Source organism: Paracoccaceae bacterium Fryx2 (assembly GCA_032334235.1).
Classification (GTDB): Bacteria; Pseudomonadota; Alphaproteobacteria; order Rhodobacterales; family Rhodobacteraceae; genus JAVSGI01.
Window position 1 is genome coordinate 809,690 of sequence record JAVSGI010000003.1, and the last position, 20,014, is coordinate 829,703.

A 20,014-nucleotide genomic window follows, 5' to 3' on the forward strand; every position below is an offset into this window, starting at 1 on the left:
GATGGAAATCCTCTCCCTTCTTGGCAGCGGCATGTTGTTGTCTTTGCAGCCCCTGAACCTTCTGTTGATCCTGCTGGGTGTCACGGTCGGGCTTTTCATCGGGGCGATGCCTGGGCTGGGGTCGGTCAACGGGGTTGCGATCCTGCTGCCGATCACCTTTCTGGTTCCGCCCACCGGGGCAATCATTTTCCTGGCCGCGATCTACTATGGTGCCATGTATGGCGGCGCGATCTCGTCCATTACGCTCGGCATCCCCGGGGCGTCGACGGCAGTCGCGACGACGTTTGACGGCAGGCCCCTTGCCCGTCAGGGCCGGGCCAGCCTTGCGCTGGTCACGGCGGCGCTGGCCTCGTTCGTGGGGGGCAGCGTGGCCAATGTCATCTTCACGCTGTTCGCGCCCGTGTTGGCCAGCGTCGCGCTGTCTTTCGGGCCACCTGAAATTTTTGCCCTGATGCTGCTGGCCTTTGCGACCTTCGTGGGGCTTGGCGGTGACGACATACCCAAGACGATCTTTTCCATCTGTTTCGGGCTGGTTCTTGGCGCTGTCGGGTTCGACCAGATATCGGGCGCGCCGCGCCTTGTGCTGTTCGAAATCAATGGCTTCCTGCAGGGCATCGGGTTTCTGGTGCTGGCGATCGGGGTCTACGGCATTGGCGAGATGCTGTGGACGATCGAGGAATCCCGCGGCGAGATCGAAAGCTCCAACCCGAAGATGACGATGCGGGGCATGGCATCCGACGCGGCAGAGGCAACGCGCGACGGCTGGAAGGGCATGACGATCGGATCGCTGCTGGGCTTTTTCGTCGGCATCCTTCCAGCCGCCGGCGCGACGCCTGCTTCGCTGATGTCCTATGGTGTGGCCAAGATGATTTCCCGCAAACCCGAAGAATTCGGGCGCGGCAAGGTCGACGGCATCTCGGCGCCCGAGTCTGCGAACAACTCCGCCTCGACCGGGTCGATGCTGCCCATGCTGACGCTGGGGATTCCCGGCTCGCCGACGACAGCCATTCTCCTCGGCGGCATGGTCATGTGGGGCTTGACGCCGGGACCGCGGCTGTTTCTGGACGAGCCCGAGTTCGTTTGGGGGTTGATCGGATCCTTCTACATCTCGAACCTCGCCGCGCTCGTGATCAATCTCGCGTTCATCCCGGTGTTCATCTGGATGCTGCGGATGCCGTTCAGCGTGCTTGCACCCATGATCTTCGTGCTGTCGATCGTCGGGGGCTATGCTGCGATGAACGACATGTTCGACATCTGGCTGATCCTGATCTTCGGCATCGGGGCCTTTGTGCTGCGGCGGCTCGACTATCCGCTGGCGCCGGCCGTTCTGGCCATCGTGCTGGGCCCGATTGCCGAGCCGACGCTGCGCCAGTCGCTGCTCTTGTCATCGGGCGATCTGTCGATCTTCTTTACCCGCCCCATCGCCGGGCCGATAACTGTCGTCGCTTTAATCCTGATCTTCCTGCCCGCCTTCAAGCTGCTGCGGCGCGGGGGAGCCAAGGGGCGCGATAAGGCCACCTGACTCGACACCGCGCCCCGCTTCTTTGGACGGATGAAGATAAGCGGTCGATCTGCCAGCAGACGACGGCGCCAGGCGTTTCCGTGGCTCAGTTGGCGCTTCGCTATTCGGTGAACGCGAACCTGATCTTCAAATGGCTGCGTGATCCCAGGCATCGGCCCAAGTTTGGACCGGGATCAGAGGAAGCAGGTTTGCGCTTTCTGCCGATGGAGATCGTCAAGGAAGCGCCGATCACCCGACCGATGCCTTTTGCAGAGAACCACATCGAGATCGAACTGGCGGGTGGGCACCGGATGCGCATCAGCGGTGGATATGATCCTGAAGCCTTGGCGCGGCTAATCCGGGGTCTGTCGGTTTGATCCCGGTTCCGGGCAACAAGCGGGTCTGGCTGGAAGCGGGCGTCACCGACATGCGAAAGGGCTTTGCGGCGCTGGCAGCGCAGGCCGAAGCGGTGCTGCAGCTGGATCCGTTTGCCGGGCATCTCTTTGTCTTCCGGGGTCGTCGCGGCGACGTGGTCAAAGTCATCTCGTGGGATGGTCTGGGCGCCTGCATGTTCCTGAAGCGGCTGGAGAAAGGGCGGCTCGTCTGGCGCTCGGCCAAGGAGGGGAAGGTGGCGCTGACGCCTGCACAGTTGTCGATGCTGCTGGAGTGGATCGACTGGCGGCCACCGCAGCGGACGTGGCGGCCTTTGGCAGCGGGATAATCTGCAGGGCCTGCAAGAGAAGGATTCCCACAACGAATACAGTGCGATAAACTTCCCGTATGCTCGATCAGACGTGAGCGCGACGAGCGGGGCATCTTGCGCACTGGTGGGCGTTTGCGGAGATTTGTCGCCTGACTTGCGAGGAGCACAGGTGAATGGATTGGGTCGAAGCTGATGCCATGCTTCAAGGCAGGCATGAAGACGGAGATTATCGCCGGATCGAGGTGATAACGGGGAAGCGGCGTAGACGTAACTGGACCGCCGAGGAGAAGGCAAGGATCGTTTCGGAGAGCGCGGAGCCGGGTGCGTCCATTTCCGACGTGGCGCGCCGTTGGGGTGTGAACCGAGGCCTGCTGACGGTTTGGCGACGCCATGTTGGCCTGGTTCAGGCGCGTCCGACACGCGGGACCGCAACGGGGCTGCACTTCGTCCCGATATCGATTGCCGGCGACGATCGTCCTCTTTGTCGTGATCTGGATGCGGCGGTTTCCGGTCTGGCGAGTGATCCGGGTGGTGTCGCGGGAGTGGTGGAAATTTGAAGGCGGCGTAATCTCCGGGTGAACTGAAACCCACCCAGCCGGCGGCGCCAACCGCCAGGGAGATCACGCCATGAACGACATTACCGACAGCTCGGCCTTTTCGCTACTGCCCGACACGACCGGGTATGACCCGATCGAGGAGCGCCTGCGGGCGAGCGTCCGCGCGACCATCGAGACCATGTTTGAAGAGGAACTGGCCGAGTTTCTCGGCCGCATGCGCTACGGTCGCGGCGACGAGAAGGCGAAGGGCTATCGCCACGGGCACCGCGAGCGGCAGCTGACCGGCACCTTCGGCACCGAAACGGTGCGCGTGCCCCGCGCCCGGGTCGAGGACGAGGACGGCAAGGCTAAGGAATGGCGCTCGAAGGCGCTGCCGCGCTACCAGCGGCTGACGAAGAAGGCCGAGGCGCTGATCGCGGCGGTCTATCTTGCCGGGACCAACACCCGGCGCGTCAAGCGGGCGCTGTTCGGGCTGTTCGAGGGCGCCGTCAGCAAGGATGTGGTCAGCCGGGCCTGGCGCAAGGTGAAGGTGGACTGGGATGCCTGGTCGGCCCGCAGCCTGGCCGAAGAGGACATCGTCCGGCTGATCCTCGACGGCACCGTGATCCGGACCCGGCTGGACCGCAAGGCCACCAACATCTCGGTTCTGGCGGCGATCGGCATCCGCCGCGACGGGCAGAAGGTATTGTTATCCATCAAGAACATGGGCGGAGAGAGCACATTGAACCGCCCCGGGTTTACCGGAGGGCAAAACTCTCGGAGAATTGCCCGTTATGGAACAGACCTCAAAGAAGAAGACCTCGAAGCCGTATTCACCTGAGTTCCGCGAGCGTGCGGTGCGGCTGGCGATGGAACACCGCGATGATTATCAGAGCGAGGCTGCGGCGCTGACGGCGATTGCAGGTAAATTGGGCTGTTCGACGGACAGCCTTCGCGTCTGGATGCGACAGGTCCAGCGCGATGGTGGCGAACGGCCGGGACCTACCAGCGCTGAGATCGCGCGGATCAAAGAGCTTGAGCGCGAGAACCGGGAACTGCGGCAAGCGAACGAGATTCTGCGCAAAGCTTCAGCGTATTTTGCCCAGGCGGAGCTCGACCGCCCGTTTCGCAAATGACTGCTTTCATTGAGGAAAGCCGAGAGGCATTCGGGGTCGAGCCGATCTGCAGGGCACTGCAGTTTGCCCCTTCCACCTTTTATGACCGGCGGGCGATCATGCGTGATCCTGACCGGGCCTCGGCCCGGGCCAAATCGGATGCCGCCCTGAGCCTCAAGATCGACGCGGCCTGGGATGCCAACCGCAAGCTCTATGGCGCGCGGAAGATCTGGCATGTTTTGCGACGGCAGGGTGAAGACGCCGCCCGCTGCACCGTGGAACGATTGATGCGCCATCTGGGCATCAGGGGCGTGGTCCGTGGCAAGAAGGTCATCACGACCAATCCTGACACGTCTCTGCCTTGCCCGGACGACAAGGTGAACCGGCTGTTCATGGCGGATCGGCCGAACAAGCTGTGGGTTTCAGATTTCACCTATGTGCCCACATGGTCCGGCACCGTCTACGTGGCCTTCGTCATCGACGTCTTTGCACGTCGTATTGTCGGTTGGCGCGTCTCGACATCGATGAAGACCCAGTTTGTGCTCGACGCGCTGGAGCAAGCGATCTGGCAAAGAAAGACGCCGGATAACAAGAGCTTGGTCCACCATTCGGACCGCGGATCACAATACCTGTCGATCAAATACACCGAACGCCTGGCCAAGGCCGAGATCGACCTTTCCGTTGGAACAGTTGGCGATGCCTATGACAACGCCTTGGCTGAATGCGTCATCGGCCTGTTCAAGACAGAGGTCATCAACCAGATCGGCCCCTGGAAATCAATGCGCGAGGTCGAATGGGAAACGCTGAAATGGATCGATTGGTATAACAACCGCCGCCTGCTTGGCCCAATCGGATACATCCCACCCGCAGAAGCAGAGGAGGCGTTCTATGCAAACCTGAACTCACTCGATATGGTCGCGTAGTCATTGAACAAACCACCCTCCGGTAAACCCGGGGCGGTTCAGAGACCGCTGGCGAGGGCAGCGGTGCAGTGTTCGGACCGTTGCCTCGTTGATCTCGCTGGCGGCGAAGTCGAAGCCCGGGAGGTCCTTGCAGGCCGGGGTGAGGCGGAGCAGGAAACCGTCCGGGGGACTGTTTCCCCGCCGAACGCCGACTTCATGTGGTATGCGATGGAGCGGACCTCGCGTTCGGCCAGTTCGGCCTTCAGCAGTTGCGACAGGATCGGGATGGCAGCCTCAAAAGCTGTTGCCCCTTGCTCGATCAGATCGGTGACGGCCTGCGCCACTCCATGCATCTTCAGGCTGCGCGAGCCATGATGACGATGGCGCCGCTGGCGGGATCATGACGCATGGCGACCTCCGGCGATCTGGATACGCAGGCCGTCATAGCGTTCGACATTCGCCTTGGGCTCGCGGCGCAAGGTCAGCGCCTTTTGCGTGTCGATGTTCGGGCCCGCCGTCTTGCCGCCAACCAACCGGTGCAGCAGGTTCAGCACATGGGTTTTGGTCGGCACGTCCTCGCTGAGGGCAAGTTCCACGGCAGTGAGCACGGCCTGTTCATCGTGCTGAAGCACCAGGGCGAGGATATCAACCATCTCGCGATCCCCGCCCGGTCGTCGCATCATCTGCTCCTGCAACTGTCTGAAGGCAGACGGCAATTCCATGAATGATGCGCCGTTCCCGAGGGCTCCGGGCTTGCGCTGGATGACAGCCAGATAATGCCGCCAGTCGTAGATCGTCCGCGCCGGCAGATCGTGACTGCGCTGGATCAGCCGGGCATGTTCACACAGGATGTTGCCCTCGGCCGCGTCACGCCACCCGATGCACGGGACGAAGGGGACAGGCGCATCGGGTGGAGCGGGTTTTTTCCGCGGTGGCATCTGGGAAGAGACCGCCACGAGGTCGTGCCTGACGATGAACTTTCACGCGGGCCCTTGCACCGCTTCAGGTTGGTGTTTCGACAACCGGCCGGAGCGCTTTTCGCCCGGCAGACGGTTCTCAGACGCCAAGAGTTCCATGCGCACCTGCGTGCCGGCGCCCCCCTCGACGATCCTGCGCGCGTCCTGCAACCGCCCGATCCCTGCCATCGTGCCACCCGCCCGCACGAAATCGCAGGCAGTGTCACGGGCCGCGCCCTGCACGACTGCCTCGATCTCGGCCTGGGGCTGGTAGTAGTAGCGCAGGGGTGACAGCGTGACCTCAGGTTCCCCCGGCTCGCCATCGCGCAGGATCAGCAGGCCACCGGTGGGCACACGTTCGGGCAGCACGTCGCCGCGCAGGGCGGTGGCGGGCAGAGCCAAAAGCCGCGCGTGCAGCGCGGCTAAGATGGTTTCGCGGGGGGTGGGCAACCAACGCCGCCTCATAATCCTCGTCGGCGCGCGCGACCTGCCACTTCAGCGCCTGCGGCAGTTCTGTTTCCTGCGCACGGACCAGTTCCAGCGCCTCGCCCTCGCGCGACGCCACGAGGTCGTCATGGGCCAAGGTCACGACGGACACCCGGCCCCGGATGACGAAGCGGATCACGCCTTCGGTCTCGATGGCATCGAACCCGAAATGCCGGGCCAGCGTGCTGATCGAGGAGCGCGGGGCTTCCAAGGCGGTGATGGCGTAACCTTCGACAGCCCCCCAGAGGCCGGACACGTCGGTCAGGGCTTCCGGCATCCCGGCGCGCAGGCAAAGATGGCGCACCAATGCCGCAAGCGATACCGCCCCCAGCCGCCCGGTCAGCCAGTGGCCCAGCCGCCAGTTCGGTCCATCGGTCCAGACACCGGTCAGTTCGGGGAAGAACGGATAGGGTCGCGCGTCCCAGGTCCAGGCGGCGCATTCCGGCACATGCACCATGCGTCCACCGTAGATGCCGGAGATCGGGTTGTTGGCCGGGTCGCCCCAATGCAGGTAGCTCGCTTCCAGATAGGCCCGCTGGATCGCGTCATCCCGCCAGCCCCGCGAGAAATACGGCGTGAAGCTCTCGGACGACTTTGGGTCAAAGAAGACATTCGGCTGGTTCGTGCCCCGGTCGATGGCGGGACAACCCAGTTCGGTAAAGCGGATCGGTTTCGATTGCGGCACCCATGCGGTGGCCAAGCCGCTCTCCACACCGCCTGGCCGATTGTAGTGCGGGTTCGTCCACCAGGCGCGCATGTCCTTCGGGCGAAACACCCAAGGCTTTGCCGCAGCCCCATCAGTAATCGGCGTGCGGATCTGCGCGGACCGATCGGCGGCGCTGGCGTAGAACCAGTCGAAGCCTTCGCCCCCGGCGATGTTCGCCTGCAGATAGGCACGGTCGTAGATCGCAGGCCAGCCTTCAAGCGCATCGGCGTGGTCGAAACCGTCGCGCCAGTCCGACAGCGGAAGGTAGTTGTCGATCCCGACAAAGTCGATGTTGGCGTCCGACCAGAGCGGGTCGAGGTGGAAATAGACATCATTGCTGCCGTCCTGCGGTTGATGGCCGAAATACTCCGACCAGTCGGCGGCATAGCCGATCTTCGTGCCAGCCCCGAGGATGGAACTCACATCGGCCGCGAGGGTCTTGAAGGCGGTGACAGCCGGATAGGTGCTGGCGCTGGAACGGATGGTGGTCAGCCCCGGCATCTCGGTACCGATCAGGAAGGCATCGACCCCGCCCGCCGCAGCGCAGAGGTGCGCGTAATGCAGGACCATGCGGCGCAGGCCCCAGTCGCTGGGCGAGCCGGTGAAGCTGACGGTCTCGCCCGACACGCTGAAGGGCACCTCGAAAAATTGCCGTGACGACGCTGCCTTTGTAGGATGAAGGGGGCGTTTGGCTACTGGATGCGTGTTTCGCTTGATGGTGGGCATCGATTTCACGGGATCATGGGCAGTCATTTCGCGTGAAGCTGGGCACTGATTTCGCGGGATCGCGGGCAGGTCTGGTCGGCAAATTGAGGATAGTTGCGCCTTCAGGAATGAAGGGGTGGCTTGATGCCGACAGGACGATTGAACATGCGCCGGATACGAGATGTTTTGCGATTGAAGCTTGGGCAAGGCCTGAGCGAGCGGTCCATTGCCGCTTCCCTCGGTCTGAGCAAGGGGAGCGTCGGAAGCTACACCCAACGGGCGCGTCATGCCGGGCTCACGTGGCCCTTGCCGGAGGGGATCGATGACGACAGCCTTGAACTTCTTTTGTTTCCAGCCCCGCCCACGGTGCCGGACGCGGAGCGGCTTGTGCCCGACTGGGCGGAGATTGACCGCGAGTTGCGCCGCCCTGGGGTGACGCGGATGCTGCTCTGGGAAGAATACCGTGCCGCGCACCCCGGGGGTTTTGCCTATACTTGGTTTTGCACGCATTACGAGGCTTGGAAGGGTCGGGTGCGCCCGACGATGCGCCAGACACATGTGGGCGGCGAGAAGGTGTTCGTCGACTTTGCCGGCGACACCATCGACGTGATCGACCCCACGACCGGCGAAGCGCGGGCCATGAAGCTGTTCGTGGCGGCAATGGGGGCATCGAATCACACCTATGCCGAGGCGGTGGCATCGGAGGGGTTGGAAGATTGGATCCTCGCGCATATCCGGATGTTCGCCTTTCTGGGCGGCGTGCCAAAGGCGGTGGTTCCGGACAATCTGAAGTCCGCCGTGATCAAGGCAGACCGGTTTGATCCGGGGCTGAACCGGACCTATGCCGAGATGGCGGCGCATTATGGCACCGCCGTTCTGCCCGCCCGGCCGCGCAAACCCCGGGACAAGGCGAAGGTGGAAGTGGCTGTCCAAGTGGCACAACGCTGGATTCTGGCGCGGCTGCGGAACCACCGGTTCTTCTCATTGGCCGAGTTGAACGTGGCGATCCGGCGGCTGCTGGACGAGTTGAACATGCGCGTGATGCGCGGCTATGGCGCCAGCCGCGCCGATCTGTTTGCCACTTTGGATCGGCCCAATCTTCAGCCCCTACCGCCCGAACCTTATGTCTTCGCCCGCTGGAAGCGCGCCCGCGTGGCACCCGACTATCACGTTGAGGTCGACAGCTCATGGTATTCCGTGCCCTTCGCGCTGATCAAACAAGAGGTCGATGTTCGCACAAGCGGCCAGACGGTCGAGATATTCCATCGTGGTCAGAGGGTTGCGAGCCACGTGCGCACCCCGGGGCGGCGCAGCCATGTCACCGTGGCCGACCATATGCCATCGGCCCATCGTCGCTTTGCCGAATGGACCCCGGCCAGAATGCTGGCGCAGGCAACCAAGACCGGCCCCGCCGTCGCCGCCTTTTGCGAGATGGTGATGGCTGACCGCCCCCATCCTGAACAGGGGTTCCGCACCTGCCTGGGTGTGCTGGCCTTGGTCAAAACCTATGGGCCGGAGCGCGTTGATGCGGCCTGCCAGCGGGGTGTGACCATCCGGGCCCGCACCGTCACCTCCATTCGTTCGATCCTCAAGACCGGCCTCGATCGCGCCTTCCTGGAAGGCTCCGAAGAGGTCGCCCCCCTCCAGCACGCCAACATTCGTGGCGGCAGCTATTACCATTGAGAAAGGACTAAAATGCTGACCCATCCCACCCACGACCGACTGTTGGCGCTCGGCCTGACCGGCATTGCATCGGCGCTCGAAGAACAACGCAGGTCAACCGCCTTCGACGCCCTCTCGTTCGAAGAGCGTCTCGGCCTGCTGGTCGACCGCGAGGCTGCAGAGCGCGACACCAAGAAACTGGCCTCCCGGCTCAAGTTTGCGGCTCTGCGCCAAGATGCCAGCGTCGAGGATCTGGACCTGCGCAGCCCACGTGGTCTTGACCGCAGTGTCATGGCGCATCTTGCCGATGGCGGCTGGATCGCCCGGCACGAGAACCTGCTGATAACCGGGCCGACCGGTTTGGGCAAAAGCTGGATCGCCTGCGCCCTTGGCCACAAGGCGTGCCGGGATGGGCGGCCCGTCCTCTATCAACGTGCGCCGCGCATGTTCGAGGCCCTTGCTCTGGCCCGTGGCGATGGCCGCCATGAACGCATCCTCAAAACCATCGCCCGCATGGATGTGCTGATCATTGACGATTGGGGCCTCGCCGTCCTCACCGCCCCGGAGCGCCGTGACCTGCTGGAAATCCTCGAAGACCGCCACGGCCGCGCTTCCACCATCGTCACAAGCCAACTCCCCGTTGACCAGTGGCACGAAGCCATCGGCGACCCAACGCTCGCAGATGCCATCCTCGACCGCCTCGTTCACAACGCACACCGCCTCACCCTCTCAGGTGAAAGCCTGCGCAGGCGCTCCGCCGTCACAAAAAAGCTTGACCAAATCGTTCAAGCCTGACTCCATGAAAGCGTCGGCCAGCCTGCCCACGATCCCGTGAAATGACTGCCCAGAATGGCGCGAAACGCGTGCCCACGATCGCGCGAAATCAGCGCCCATTCTCCGCGAAATCCGCAACTGGAGGATAACGATGGCGCAGATGGGGTTCTTTGATCTTTCAGACCGTTACGCGAGCCTTGATGCCAAGCGGGACCCGTTGGTCGAGATCGACGCCATCGTGCCTTGGGAGGAGTTTCGTCCGACGCTGGAGCGGGTCTGGCGGAAGCCTGAGGCGGAGCGGAAGTCGCGGGCAGGGCGCAAGCCGATGGACGCGGTGGTGATGTTCAAGACGCTGGTGCTGGGCGCGCTCTACAACCTGTCCGATGACCAGATGGAGTATCAGGTGCGCGACCGGCTGTCCCTCATGCGGTTTCTTGGTCTGGGGCTCGAGGACCGGGTGCCCGACGCCAAGACCGTCTGGCTGTATCGCGAGGGTCTGGCGCAGGCGGGTGTGGTCGATGCGCTGTTCAAGCAATTCGACGGGTATCTGGCGCGGCAGGGTTATATCGCGCGCGGCGGGCAGATCCTGGACGCCTCCATCGTGCCGGTGCCGCGCAACCATAACAAGCGGGATGAGAACAAGGCGATCAAGAACGGCGAGGTGCCGGAGGGCTGGGCCGACAAGCCCGCCATGCGGTCGCAGAAAGATACCAATGCGCGCTGGACCAAGAAGCACGGGAAATCCCACTACGGCTACAAGAACCACGTGAATGTGGACCGTCAGCATAAGCTGGTGCGCCGCTACCATGTCAGCGATGCAGCGCTGCATGACAGCCAGGCAGTGGATCACCTCCTGATGCAAGGCAACACCGGCTCGGACGTCTGGGCCGATCCGGCCTATCGGTCCGAGGAGATGGAGGCCAAGCTGCGCGCCCAGGGCCTGAGGAGCCGCATCCACCGCAAGGGAAAGCGCGGCAAACCGCTGAGCGAGCAGGGCAAGGCCAGCAACCGGACCAAGTCCGCCGTACGCGCCCGGGTCGAACATGTCTTCGGCGCACAGACCAACGACATGGGTGGGACGCTGGTGCGCACCATCGGCATCGTGCGTGCGAAGGCCAAGATCGGGATGAAGAACCTCGCTTACAACATGCGCCGCCTCGCCCAGCTCCGCCGCCTGAACCCATGTCCGGCGTAATCCGGGGCGCGGACTTCAGGCCGAAGAGGCCGCGGCCCGCCATAGCCGGGCGGAATGGCCCCCAACTACGCCGCCGAAAACTACAGCAAGCCGCTTCCCGCAGCCTTCAGGCCGCCAAACCAGCCCTGAACAGCGGAGAACAAGGAAAAATCGAGGTGCCCTGAAGTTGCCCGGCGTCGCCGCGCCGAACAGCGCGGAGACTTGCGTTGCCGCCGTGCCGGTCTTGTCCACCGATCCGGCAAAACCCGCCGCCGGAGAACAGGTGATCCGCCCACGCCACGGGAAGGCGGGTTGGCCCGGTGTGGCGGCATTGGCGCTGTAGGGGTTCGGCAGGGTGTTGCCGGGCGGCACATCCATCAGGAGGAAGGGATAGAAGGTGACGCGCAGCCCGCGCGCCTTCATCTCCTGGATCGCCTGCACCACCGCGAAATCCGCCGGCGTGCCGCCATAGACCGGCCGATCCTCCGCGTCGCGGCTGACCAGATGCGCACTGGCCCGGCTGACCCCGTTCACCGACCAGTTGGCCGGCGTCGTGGCCTTTGTGGCAACCTCGACACCCGGCTTCACCTTGCAGGATCCCGCGCGCAGGTCGTTGCCGAACCAGGCCACCACGAGGCTGACACTTTCGACCGGCGAGGCAATGGCCTGCAGCCGGTCCAGCGTCACCACGATGTCGGGCTGATCCGGCAGCGCGTTCAGGTTTTCCGCGACCGTCGCACCGCCGCTGCCTTTGCGGATGTCTGTCTCGGTGATCCGGTCGGATGTCAGCACGCCTTGCGCGTCCTGCGCATCAACCGACAAGTCGGATCCTGACCGCACTTCGGAGGCCGCAAAGCCGCTCTCCGGCTCGAAATCAGTGCCATCGAATGTCACGTTTCGATCATGGTCGGTGAAGCCGAGCGTTACCCCATCGGCGAGCACGATGCGCCAGCACCAGGCCAGCGTGGTCGTGCCCTCGTCGAGATGGGCCTGAAGTGCGGGTGGGAGGGACTTCACTTCCGCCCCCAGCCACGCCACAGGGCGACCGAGGCCAGCGCTGAGGAAACGACGCCCCCGGCTGTGCCCGTCAGGGCGTAGAGATTGAACGGGTGCAGATCGAAGCTGCCGCTCACCAGATCGAAATCCGCCAGCCCGGCCATGGCAAGCCCGGAGGCAGCAAGACAGGCCAGATAGACCAGCCCTCGTGCGAGGTTCCAGTTCATGATGTCGCCTTTCCATTGAAGAATTTCATGAGCCGCTGCACCACGACAGGGCGGCAGGTTGTCAATCGGCACGCAAACCTGACCCCCTATCGGCGCCCAATTTTGCCCCCCCTATGCGGTGTCGAGATCAGTGCCTGAGCCGGCGGAACTGATCACGGAGTGGAGGCGGGTCAGGCCCTGATCTGGGTCAGGCGCGGTGCTTGAAGCGCCAGGACTCGTTGCCGGTTTCGACGATTTCGCAATGGTGGGTGAGGCGGTCGAGCAAGGCGGCCGTCATTTTGGCGTCGCCGAAAACGGTGGGCCATTCGACGAAGGCGAGGTTTGTTGTGACGATGACCGAGGTGCGTTCGTAGAGGCGGCTGATGAGGTGGAACAGGAGTTGACCGCCAGACTGGGCGAAGGGCAGATAGCCCAGCTCGTCGAGAATGACGAAGTCCATGCGGGTCAGATAGTCCGCCGTGCGGCCTTGCTTGCCACCGCGGGTCTCGGTCTCCAGCCGGTTCACCAGATCGACGACGTTGAAGAAGCGGCCGCGCGTGCCGTTGCGAATGAGCGCGCGGGCGATGGCGATCCCAAGGTGTGTCTTGCCGGTGCCGGTGCCACCGATCAGGACGACATTGCGCTGGTCGGCCACGAAGCCGCCGGTGGCCAGATCGCGCACCAGACCCTCGTTGATCGGCGTGCCGGTGAAGTCGAAGGCGTCATTCGTCGGGCGGACCTTCCACTGGAAGGTCCGCTGACCCTCCTCATTCCTTGGCCAGCGGCAGCTTGGCGATGGTCATCTGGTAGCGGATGGACCGGGCCCCTCGCCAGCGGTCTCGAACCGATGGCGACACGCTGGCTCGATCTCGGCGATCTCGGACTGCAGCAGATCCCCTACAATGCGCGGCGGTTCATGCTGGCGTTTGATGCCGTTGCCCATGACCTCGTCATAGGCACTGCGCATCCCGTAGAGCTTGAGGCTGCTCATCAGGTCGAGGATTTGGGTTCGTTCCATGACTGGTTGTCCTCCTGAGGCTGTCATATCTGGCACAATCTGCCACCGGCGCATGGGTGAGGCGCAGGCTTGCGGGCGTGAGCAGCAGCGGTGGCGGTGCGGCGTCCTTGCTGCGGGCAAGGATGTTGATGATGACCGGGGCGGAATGGACGCCTTGATCGAGGGCTTCGCGGCAGGCCGCTTCGACCGCCTGCAGCCCGTCATCCCGCACGCAGGTCAGGATCTGGACCATCTGACGATCACCATCGTCGCTGCCCTTCAGCTTGCGCCGGACAGCGGCCATGGCCTGCGGCAGGACCCAGTCCCTGAACGGGGCACCATTGCGCAGGGCGCCGGGCTTACGCGCCAGAACAGGCACATAGTGCCACGGATCATAAACCGTCTCACCCCGACCAAAGGCGCGGGGATGTTCTGCGACCACCGCGCCATCCTGCCGGATGACGATCCGGTCGGCATAGGCATGGACATCGACAGGCCGCCCGACCGCCGTGGCCATGACGGAATACTTGTTGTTGTCGAACCGGACCGTGCAGGTCTTCGACACGGAAGCAGGCACGCTGTGGAAGCCGTCGAAGGAGCCAACATAGGGAACGAGATGGGGGCGCTCGGCCTCGAACATCTCCCAGATCGTCTTGTCGGTCTGTTCGGGATGGCGGTGCGCCTTGGCATAGGCCACGCATTTGTCCATCAGCCAGGCGTTCAGCTTTTCCAGGCTCCTGACCCGCAGGCGCGGCGTGAAGAACCGCTCGCGCACCAACCCGACCTGGTTCTCGACCTGGCCCTTCTCCCAGCCTGAGGCAGGCGTGCAAGCGACAGGCTGGACCAGGTAATGGCTGCACATCTGCAGGAAACGGCGGTTGTATTGCCGTTCCTTGCCACTGAAGACCGCCTCGACCGCCGTCTTCATGTTATCGTAAATCCCGCGCGTGCAGGTGCCCTTGAAGAAGGCGAACGCCCGGTCATGCGCGTCAAAGACCATCTCCTGGCTCTCGCGCATGTAGGCCCGGACGAACATCATCCGGCTGTGGCAAAGCCGGACATGCGCCACCTTCACGGTGACGGTTACGCCCGAGATCAGGATGACCTCGTGGCTCCAGTCGAACTGATACGCCTCACCCGGCGCATAGTAGAGCGGCACATAGGCCTCGGCCGTCGCGGCCCCCCGGTTCTGCGACCAGGCCTTGGCGAACCGACGCACGGCATCATAGCCGCCCTCGTATCCGAGCCCGCGCAGTTCCTCGAAGATCCGGATCAGCGTCAGCCGTTCTCGTGACGCCTTGCCCGCATTGGCCGACAGGAACTGCTCCAGCTGACCCTGCCAAGGCCCGATCCGCGGCATCGGCTGTCGCTCCCGCTCATAGGTGAAGTCCGTCTCACCCGACCGCAGGATCTTGCGCACGGTATTGCGCGACAGATGCAGATCCCGGGCGATCTTCTTCATCGACCAACCCTGAACATGAAAGGCCCGCCGGACCCGCGCGATCGTATCCACCCGCTTCAACTCCCCCTCCGTCCGCTGCCCCGCAACGAACGGTCTGACAGATCAGCAGGGGGGTCAAAATTGCACGCCGATCACCCCGCCTGAGGGGTCAAAATTGCATGCCGAAACACAAACCCGGAGTCACGCCGTCAGGCTGTCCCCGGACAAAACGTTGAACGCGATGGAGGTCGGACAAATGCCCACGATGGCAACTTGTGCTTTTCGCCCCAATGTCATGCTGATCCTTCTGGGCCGGGCCTTCGCCTGCGTCCTGGGCTGTAGCGCGTCAACCAGCATGTCCGTGACCGTCAACCACGTTGGCCGGTTTTAGGCCGCTGGGTTGGCGTATCTGGAATTGTTTTTCGCTCAGCCTTCTCCTTTGTCCTTGTTGTCGGCGATGGTTGTCGTTGGCGGTCTGCTCAGCGCCTCTTTGTTGGAGGCGGCCGCGCGCTGGCGGAAGCTTTCGGCATTCATCTCCAGGATCGCTGCGTGATGAACCAGCCGGTCGATGGCGGCGACGGTCATCGCCTTGTCCGGGAAGATCTGGTCCCAGCCGCTGAAGGGCTGGTTGGCGGCGATGGCGATGCTGCGGCATTCGTAGCGCCGGGCGATCAGCTCGAAGAGCACGCCTGTCTCGGCCTGATCCTTGTGGGCGTAGGTGATGTCGTCGAGGATGATCAGGTCGAACTTGTCGAGCTTGGCGAGCGCGGCTTCGAGCACCAGATCGCGGCGGGCGGCCTGAAGTCGCTGCACCAGATCGCTGGTGCGGGTATAGAACACGCGGTGTCCCCGCTCGATCAGGGCATGGCCTATCGCGCAGAGAATGTGCGTTTTGCCCGTGCCGGAATTGCCGATGGCGATCAGGTTGCCGCCGCCCTCCAGCCAGTCGCCGGCCGCCAAGGCCTCGATCCGGGCGCGCGGCAGGGTTGGCAGCGCCTTGAAGTCGAAGGTCGCCAGCGTCTTGCCAGCCGGTAGCTGTGCCTCGTTCATGTGGCGCTGAATGCGGCGCATGTCGCGCTCGGCCAGTTCGTATTCCGCGAGGACAGCCAGAAAGCGGGCAGCGGGCCAGCCTTCGGTGTCGGCACGGGTGGCGATGTCGGCCCAAAGCTTGTGGAAGCTGGGCAGGCGCAGCGCGGTCAGCATGCCGGGCAGCGTGTGGATGTCGATCTCGCGGGAGGTCATGCGCAGGCTCCCAGAAGGGCATCGAAGCTGTCGAGCGAGGGATGGGCGACGGTGACATCTGTCGGCAGCGCCGTTTGCTTGGGGCTCAGGCGGAGCGTCAGCAGGTCAGGGTCCGGCGCCCGGCCGGCGTCGAGATCGTCCGTCAGGAGATGTGCCAGTTCCGCCTCGCAGGCCCGGTCGTGGGCGATGAACAGCAGGTCGACCATGCGGCGGCAGGCGTCGCGGCGGGGCAGATCGCGCTGTAGCACCTTCCAGGCCTCAGCGTATTCGGTTCGCGGGAACAGGCTGTCGCGGTAGATCGAACTCCACAGGGCTTGCGGTTTGCGCCGCAGCGCATGGATGACGTGATGGTAGTTGATGACATGCACGCGATGGCCGTCGCCGCGACCACGCGCCCTTGTATGGCTGACGACCAGGGTGCTGCCGAGAAAGGCCTCAAGGCGATCGTCGTAAAGGTGGACCCGCAAGCGCTGCCCGATCAGCTGCGACGGGGCGCTGTAGAAGATGCTCTTGACCAGAAAGCCGCCGGTGCGGGTGACCGGAACCACGGTCTCTGTAAAGTCGGTGGTGCGCCGGAGCGGCAGGGGCTTCAGATGCGCCCGTTCCACCTGCGTGGCCGCCGCCCGCTGCCGGTTGCGCCGTGCCACCAGAATGTCGACGAAGCGCCGGTAGTCCTCAATGCTGGCGAAGTCGCGGCTGCCGCGCAGGATCAGCGCCTGTTCGATGGCCTTCTTCAGGTGCCGGTTCTGGGATTCCACCGCGCCGTTCTCATGAGCTTCCCCGCGGTTGTTGCGACTGGCCTCCATGCCGTAATGGCCGACGAAGGCATTGTAGCGCGTGGTGATATCCTGGCGCTGGTCAGCCGTCAGGTTGCGGAAAGCGGCCGAGAGGCTGTCGGTGCGATGCTCCTGTGGTGCCCCGCCGAGCGACCAGAGCGCCTGCTGCAGGTTCTCGGCCAAGGCCGTGAAGCTCTCCCCGCCCAGGACCACCCCGACATGCTCCCACCGGCTGTAGACCATGACGAAGTGGTAGAGCAGATGCGGGAATAGCTGGCCCGCGATCGTCACCTCCAGCTCCTCGGCATGAGTGAAGTCGGACTGGGCCATGCGGCCCGGCTCCGGCGTCTGGCGGAAGATGATGTCGCGCTCGGGCCCGTTCAGCGCCCGCCACTGCCGCACCCGCCGTTCCAGGGTGCGCCGGATGCGGTCGTCGGGGAAGGCCAGCGGGTGCAGGCCCTGAAGGTGGCGCAGCAGGGTGACGGCCTGCAAAGTGCTGTCCCTCTCCAGCAAAGGAAGGATGTCGCCCTCCCAATAACCCTCGAGGGGATCGGCCACCGTGCGCCCGTGAACAATCTTGCGGTTCGAGGGCAGCGTCGGATTGGCATCGAACCGTCGGGCCGTGCGCTCGCTGAACCCGGCGCGGGCGGCCGACGTGCGCTGACTGTGATATCGGAGGTCGGACATGTATAATCTCAATTGCTGGTCGGTGATGGGTTTGTAGGCCAACCCGGATCCTCCGTTTGACGGCAGAGGAACCCGGCTTACCAACCCGCAGCGACCAGCACCTTCCCCGAAATCAATCAAGCCGGTGCGGCTGCCCTCCAGACGGGCATGCCCGTCTTCCGTTCAGCCCCACCGGCCAAGGTGGTTGCCGGCACCGGCCAAGATGGTTGTCGCGCAACAGGGGCGATCTCGATGTCGGACTTCAGCACGCGGAAGCCGCGCTCGATGTCGGCGAGGGACTTGTAGCGCAGGACGGCCTCGGCCGGCGTGAGGTCGGGGGCATTGGTCAGGAGCGCGAGCTTGCCGTCGAAAAGCTCGGCCTCGGCGAGGGCCGCCTCGTTCAGCGACCAACTGAAGCGGTCGGCCGCGTAATCGACCTGAATGAAGCGCGTCAGTTCCGCTTCGGCCACGGCGCGGGCAAAGCGGCTGTAGGCGCCGCGGTCGGAAGCGCGGCGGCCGCGGGCGGTGTCACCGGCATCCTGGGCATCGAGCTTCTTCACCATCTTCGCAGCCATCGCTTCAAGCTCGGCGATCCGCGCCCGGCGATGTTCGGATTGAAGCGCGGCCCGATCCTGATCATGCGCCACGATCAGCCGGTGGCCGGCGAAGCTGGCTTCGGCGAGGCCCTCGGTGAAGGCGAGGCTCCGGAAGGTCTCGACCAGCTCGCCGTAGCGGCGGGCTGGCACCGCCAGGATGAACTCCAGCTTGCGGCCGCCGGCTTCCCGCTCGGCCATCGCGGTCAGTTCGGAGATGTTGTCGAGGCTCAGGAGCCCGCGGTCGGCCACCAGGATCACGCGCTGCACGGGAAAGCGCTGCAGGACGGTCGTGAGCATGCCCTGCAGCGTCTTCGTCTCGGCGACATTGCCGGGATGGACGGTGTGCAGTCGGCAGGGACCCGCCACCGGTTCGAGGGTCCATGCCGACGGCAGTCCCTCGGCGGTCTGGACCACGCCCAGCACGAACTGGCGGGCGATGCCCCCGGTCTCCTTGTTCATTCCGAAGGCGCGGATGTCGTCGTCCACCTCGCCTTCGCCATGGATGCGCACGGTGGTGAGATCGTAGAAGACCACGGCCAGATCCCGGTCGACCAGCGGCCGGATCTGGCGGGCGAGTGCCGCCTCGACGGCCTCTGCGTGATCCATCAGCGCGTCCATCGCCCGCAGCAGATGCAGGTGATTGATCGCCACGGGCATCGCGGGCATGGCCACCGTTTCCAGCCAGCGCAGGCAGCCCAGCTTGCTGTCCGGCGCGCAGAGCCGGTTGAAGACCATGGCGCGCACCAGCGCCTCGACATCGATCTCGCGGCGACCGGAACGCAGGGCCGCGGTGAGCGCACGGTCGAAGCCGAGCTCCTTCCAGAGCTCATGCAGCGCAAAGACATCGCCATATCCCAGGGCTGCGTCGTAGATCACCTCCGAGGCAGAGTTCTCGGCCCGGCCGGCCGCGCGGTTCAGGCCACTGATGAGGGCGCCGAGCTGGCCGGGCTTCAGGGCATCGAGGCGCCCGAGGTTGGCCACGACGCGCAGCCGCGACTAGCCCGCGTCGTTGCGGAAGGACTCGACGATCTGCAGGTAGCGGCGGACGCCGGACTCGGTGATGCGGGTAAACATGGAATGCAAGATACGCTGCTATGCGCTTTTATAAAAGATACTTTATCTGCGCAGCGTGTAACTACAAGACCTGCGTCGAAATGGCCGCCGCACCGCTCTAACTCCTTGAATTACCTACGCCGCCAACCGCCAGTCCACGAAGAACCGCCATCCAACTGTCGAACTTGGGTACCCCGGCTTGATCCGCTGTGGGACGAGTTGTTCCCTGCCGAGCAGGCCCGCATCGTGACGCTGCTGGTTGAATGTGTCGACATCGGCACCGAAGGACTGAACGTTCGATTGCGCGTAGATGGACTGGCTACCTCGCAACCAATAACAGCGAGATGAACCCCCTTCGCGAAGATAGGTCCCTTAGCACTTGCGAAGAGTGCCCGTTGTCGCCCTGCAATACCAGCCGAAGGGGCTTGCTGCGCCGGCGAACGTTTGAGTTGCGTTCCATCTCGCCAAGCGCCACTGGTGTCGAAATGTGCGGCGCGCCCGCGCCGAAAATAAAGCAATTTCAAAGAGATACTCGTACTAAACCGAATGGGCGCAGGCAACAGGTCCGGAGAATATCGACCCGGAGAGACACCGTTCGGGCCTGTTCGCGTGGGCACCGGTTAACAGCCCGTCCAGCATAACCCCCGAAAACAACGGAAAAATCTTGCCACGGCCTAATCGGGAGAACGCTTTCGTGAGGGCAAGTGGCGGAGGCGGTGGGATTCGAACCCACGGTGGGGTTCCCCCCACGCTCAGTTAGCAACCGAGTGCTTTCGGCCTCTCAGCCACGCCTCCGACGACTTTCATTTAACGATGCTCGG

The 20,014-nt window shown here is 64.0% G+C and carries 14 protein-coding genes, 1 tRNA gene, 7 pseudogenes and 1 other annotated feature; of the genes and pseudogenes, 10 read left to right on the forward strand and 12 right to left on the reverse strand.

Annotated features, from left to right (window positions below; genetic code table 11):
- The first annotated feature begins 1 nt into the window (after position 1).
- The 6 genes and pseudogenes from RNZ50_04875 (at position 2) to RNZ50_04900 (ending at position 4,778) form a co-directional block, all read left to right on the forward strand.
- The gene (locus RNZ50_04875; GenBank protein MDT8854380.1) at positions 2–1,522 is read left to right on the forward strand and encodes a tripartite tricarboxylate transporter permease; all 1,521 of its coding nucleotides are present in this window, start codon (positions 2–4) and stop codon (positions 1,520–1,522) included.
- Entirely contained in the window at positions 1,519–1,878 is a 360-nt protein-coding gene (locus RNZ50_04880; GenBank protein MDT8854381.1) for a transposase, read from the forward strand. The genes RNZ50_04875 and RNZ50_04880 overlap by 4 nt, the downstream gene beginning before the upstream one ends.
- Positions 1,875–2,222, forward strand: a complete 348-nt coding sequence (gene tnpB, locus RNZ50_04885) for an IS66 family insertion sequence element accessory protein TnpB (GenBank protein MDT8854382.1) — start codon at positions 1,875–1,877, stop codon at positions 2,220–2,222. Before RNZ50_04880 ends, tnpB begins: the two co-directional genes overlap by 4 nt.
- A 218-nt stretch (positions 2,223–2,440) precedes the next feature.
- Positions 2,441–2,761 carry a transposase gene (locus RNZ50_04890; protein ID MDT8854383.1) on the forward strand — a complete coding sequence of 107 codons (321 nt, stop codon included), beginning with the start codon at positions 2,441–2,443 and terminating at the stop codon, positions 2,759–2,761.
- A 70-nt stretch (positions 2,762–2,831) separates the two neighbouring features.
- Positions 2,832–3,482, forward strand: a pseudogene (locus tag RNZ50_04895) (transposase).
- Between the two features lie 52 nt (positions 3,483–3,534).
- A protein-coding gene (locus RNZ50_04900; protein ID MDT8854384.1) for an IS3 family transposase occupies positions 3,535–4,778 on the forward strand; the annotation gives its coding sequence in 2 pieces (ribosomal slippage) (positions 3,535–3,838 and positions 3,838–4,778; 1,245 coding nt in all).
- Positions 3,831–3,947 (forward strand) — a sequence feature (AL1L pseudoknot). It overlaps the preceding gene by 117 nt.
- A 57-nt stretch (positions 4,779–4,835) precedes the next feature.
- On the opposite strand, the pseudogene RNZ50_04905 reads toward RNZ50_04900, so the two are convergent.
- From RNZ50_04905 to RNZ50_04920, 4 genes and pseudogenes are all read right to left on the reverse strand, one after another.
- Positions 4,836–5,166 (reverse strand): annotated as a pseudogene (locus tag RNZ50_04905) (hypothetical protein).
- Positions 5,156–5,623 (reverse strand): annotated as a pseudogene (locus tag RNZ50_04910) (IS21 family transposase). Before RNZ50_04910 ends, RNZ50_04905 begins: the two co-directional pseudogenes overlap by 11 nt.
- Positions 5,624–5,737: 114 nt before the next feature.
- On the reverse strand, positions 5,738–6,082 hold the full coding sequence (locus RNZ50_04915; protein MDT8854385.1) for a hypothetical protein: 345 nt from the start codon (positions 6,080–6,082) through the stop codon (positions 5,738–5,740).
- A pseudogene (locus tag RNZ50_04920) lies at positions 6,015–7,538 on the reverse strand (glycoside hydrolase/phage tail family protein). Before RNZ50_04920 ends, RNZ50_04915 begins: the two are co-directional and overlap by 68 nt.
- A 216-nt stretch (positions 7,539–7,754) precedes the next feature.
- Here RNZ50_04920 and istA (RNZ50_04925) point away from each other — a divergent pair.
- The 3 genes from istA (RNZ50_04925) to RNZ50_04935 all read left to right on the forward strand — a co-directional run bounded on the left by istA (RNZ50_04925) (position 7,755) and on the right by RNZ50_04935 (position 11,241).
- Positions 7,755–9,293, forward strand: a complete 1,539-nt coding sequence (gene istA / locus RNZ50_04925; protein ID MDT8854386.1) for an IS21 family transposase — start codon at positions 7,755–7,757, stop codon at positions 9,291–9,293.
- Positions 9,294–9,305: 12 nt separating this feature from the next.
- The gene (istB, locus tag RNZ50_04930; protein MDT8854387.1) at positions 9,306–10,067 is read left to right on the forward strand and encodes an IS21-like element helper ATPase IstB; all 762 of its coding nucleotides are present in this window, start codon (positions 9,306–9,308) and stop codon (positions 10,065–10,067) included.
- Positions 10,068–10,197: 130 nt separating this feature from the next.
- Positions 10,198–11,241, forward strand: coding sequence for an IS5 family transposase (locus RNZ50_04935; GenBank protein ID MDT8854388.1), 1,044 nt, complete (start codon positions 10,198–10,200; stop codon positions 11,239–11,241).
- A 15-nt stretch (positions 11,242–11,256) separates the two neighbouring features.
- Here RNZ50_04935 and RNZ50_04940 read toward each other — a convergent pair whose 3' ends face one another.
- The 7 genes and pseudogenes from RNZ50_04940 to RNZ50_04970 form a co-directional block, all read right to left on the reverse strand.
- The gene (locus RNZ50_04940; GenBank protein ID MDT8854389.1) at positions 11,257–12,237 is read right to left on the reverse strand and encodes a DUF2163 domain-containing protein; all 981 of its coding nucleotides are present in this window, start codon (positions 12,235–12,237) and stop codon (positions 11,257–11,259) included.
- Entirely contained in the window at positions 12,234–12,443 is a 210-nt protein-coding gene (locus RNZ50_04945; GenBank protein ID MDT8854390.1) for a hypothetical protein, read from the reverse strand. Before RNZ50_04945 ends, RNZ50_04940 begins: the two co-directional genes overlap by 4 nt.
- A gap of 187 nt (positions 12,444–12,630) precedes the next feature.
- Positions 12,631–13,440, reverse strand: a pseudogene (istB, locus tag RNZ50_04950) (IS21-like element helper ATPase IstB).
- A complete protein-coding gene (gene istA / locus RNZ50_04955) occupies positions 13,373–14,941 on the reverse strand; it encodes an IS21 family transposase (GenBank protein ID MDT8854391.1) in 1,569 nt (522 codons plus the stop codon). Before istA (RNZ50_04955) ends, istB (RNZ50_04950) begins: the two are co-directional and overlap by 68 nt.
- A gap of 345 nt (positions 14,942–15,286) precedes the next feature.
- Positions 15,287–16,102, reverse strand: coding sequence for an IS21-like element helper ATPase IstB (gene istB, locus RNZ50_04960; GenBank protein MDT8854392.1), 816 nt, complete (start codon positions 16,100–16,102; stop codon positions 15,287–15,289).
- On the reverse strand, positions 16,099–17,577 hold the full coding sequence (istA, locus tag RNZ50_04965; protein ID MDT8854393.1) for an IS21 family transposase: 1,479 nt from the start codon (positions 17,575–17,577) through the stop codon (positions 16,099–16,101). The genes istB (RNZ50_04960) and istA (RNZ50_04965) overlap by 4 nt, the downstream gene beginning before the upstream one ends.
- A 203-nt stretch (positions 17,578–17,780) precedes the next feature.
- Positions 17,781–19,214 (reverse strand): annotated as a pseudogene (locus RNZ50_04970) (IS1634 family transposase).
- A gap of 150 nt (positions 19,215–19,364) precedes the next feature.
- Here RNZ50_04970 and RNZ50_04975 point away from each other — a divergent pair.
- A pseudogene (locus RNZ50_04975) lies at positions 19,365–19,541 on the forward strand (recombinase family protein).
- Between the two features lie 357 nt (positions 19,542–19,898).
- Here the strand turns inward: RNZ50_04975 and RNZ50_04980 are convergent.
- Positions 19,899–19,988, reverse strand: a tRNA-Ser gene (locus RNZ50_04980).
- Positions 19,989–20,014: the final 26 nt, after the last annotated feature.

Coding starts and splice junctions, on each gene's coding strand:
- RNZ50_04875 (MDT8854380.1), top strand. CDS start 2: ATGGAAATCCTCTCCCTTCTTGGCAGCGGCATGTTGTTGTCTTTGCAG.
- istB (MDT8854392.1), bottom strand. CDS start 16,102: ATGACCTCCCGCGAGATCGACATCCACACGCTGCCCGGCATGCTGACC.
- istB (MDT8854387.1), top strand. CDS start 9,306: ATGCTGACCCATCCCACCCACGACCGACTGTTGGCGCTCGGCCTGACC.
- RNZ50_04935 (MDT8854388.1), top strand. CDS start 10,198: ATGGCGCAGATGGGGTTCTTTGATCTTTCAGACCGTTACGCGAGCCTT.
- RNZ50_04945 (MDT8854390.1), bottom strand. CDS start 12,443: ATGAACTGGAACCTCGCACGAGGGCTGGTCTATCTGGCCTGTCTTGCT.
- istA (MDT8854386.1), top strand. CDS start 7,755: ATGCCGACAGGACGATTGAACATGCGCCGGATACGAGATGTTTTGCGA.